Source organism: Burkholderia sp. Tr-862 (assembly GCF_011753085.1).
Taxonomy (GTDB): Bacteria; Pseudomonadota; Gammaproteobacteria; order Burkholderiales; family Burkholderiaceae; genus Burkholderia; species Burkholderia ambifaria.
The window spans coordinates 1-1,496 of sequence record NZ_VWWG01000381.1 but is presented as its reverse complement, the minus strand read 5'-3'; the positions used below and the strand labels follow the sequence as shown (position 1 = coordinate 1,496).

Sequence of the window (1,496 nt, the reverse complement as noted above, 5' to 3'; positions counted from 1 at the left end):
CCGGCGCTGCCGGCCGCGTGCGCGCTGCGCGGCTGCAGGCCCGCCCATGCGAGCGCCAGTGCGAGCGTCGTGATCAGCGCGCACAGGCTCGCAACGGTGGAGCGCGGGCCGCGCGCGTTCATCCCGCCCCCGCCACGCGGTACGACATCACGAGCCCGTGCACGAGCAGCGACCAGCCGTCGAGCGCGACGAACAGCAGCAGCTTGAACGGCACCGAGATCGTCGTCGGCGAGATCATCTGCATCCCGAGCGCGAGCAGGATGTTCGCGACCAGCAGGTCGACGACGATGAACACGATATAGATCACGAAGCCGATCTGGAACGCCTTGGTCAGCTCGGCGAGCGTGAAGCTCGGCACCAGCACGAGCAGGTCGTCGTCCTTGATGCCGTCCGCGCGATTCTTCGGCCAGACCGACGTCGCGGTGCGCACGAAGAATTCGCGGTCGCGCTGCCGCGTATGCGACACCAGGAAATCCTTGATCGGCGGCAGCGCGGCATCGGCGAGTACGCCGATATCGGCGGTCGACAGCTGCCCCGCTGCATCGAAGTGGCGAGACTGCAGCGCGTCGCGGATCGACATCCCGACCGGCGCCATGATGAACAGCGACAGGATCAGCGCGATGCCGTTCAGCACGAGGTTCGGCGGCACCTGCTGGATGCCGAGCGCGGAGCGCAGCAGGCCGAGCACGACCACGAGCTTCGTATAGCTCGTCACCATTAGCGCCGCGAACGGCGCGATGCCGAGCGCGGCGATCACCGCGATCAGCGCGACCGGATTCGGCAGGTTGCCCATCGTTCAGCGCTCGCGCGGCGCGGGCTGCGTCAGCGTGACGACGCGCACGCCAAGCTTCTGGCCGACCGCGATCAGCTGGCCGGTGCCGATCAGCATCCCGTTCGCGACGAGATGGATCACGCTCTGGTTGATCCCTTGCTGCAGCTCGATCACCGCGCCGGGCTGCAGCGCGCCGAGTTCGCCGAGCGGGATCGACGTGGGCGGCAACTCGAAACGCAGGTCGACCGCGAGGCCGTCGAGCGCGCGCGGCTCATCGTTCGGCGACGCATCGTGTGTGGCCGGGGACGGGGTGTCGGTGCGGGTCGGTTCCAAAGGCATCTCCCTGATTCGTTCGACGGTCAGCCGGTTGCCCGACGGCCGTCCGGTGATCTCCCACGCCGGCGCGGCCGGCACCCGCGCGACGCACAGCAGGTTCTGCTCGTGCGCGCGCCAGTGCTCGATCGCGATGATGTCGCCGCCGACGACGTCGGCCAGCTCGGCCATCGTCAGCTCGGTCCGGCCGATCTCGAACACCAGCGGCACCGGCAGGCTCGCATACGCGGCGCGCGTATCGGCTCGCGTGGCCGCCGGTGTCGCGAAGAACACCGCGAGCGCGTCCGGCGCATCGAACAGCAGGGCGCCATGGCAGCGCCACGCGCCGTCGGCGCGACGCAGCTCGAAGCGCAGCGCGGCCGGCGCGGTGCGCCACGCGGGCACGCTCGCG

The 1,496-nt window shown here is 70.1% G+C and carries 2 protein-coding genes; both read right to left on the bottom strand.

Features of this window, described 5'->3' with window-relative positions:
- Positions 1-118 precede the first annotated feature (118 nt).
- Complete coding sequence (gene sctR / locus F3J14_RS34995) at positions 119-793, bottom strand: type III secretion system export apparatus subunit SctR (protein ID WP_166726763.1); 675 nt, start codon at positions 791-793, stop codon at positions 119-121.
- Between the two features lie 3 nt (positions 794-796).
- The coding region (gene sctQ, locus F3J14_RS34990) for a type III secretion system cytoplasmic ring protein SctQ (protein ID WP_166726762.1) at positions 797-1,496 on the bottom strand (700 nt) is incomplete at its 5' end.

Bases quoted from the DNA above. Each gene is read 5' to 3' on its own strand.
- sctR (WP_166726763.1), bottom strand. From the start codon at position 793: ATGGGCAACCTGCCGAATCCGGTCGCGCTGATCGCGGTGATCGCCGCG.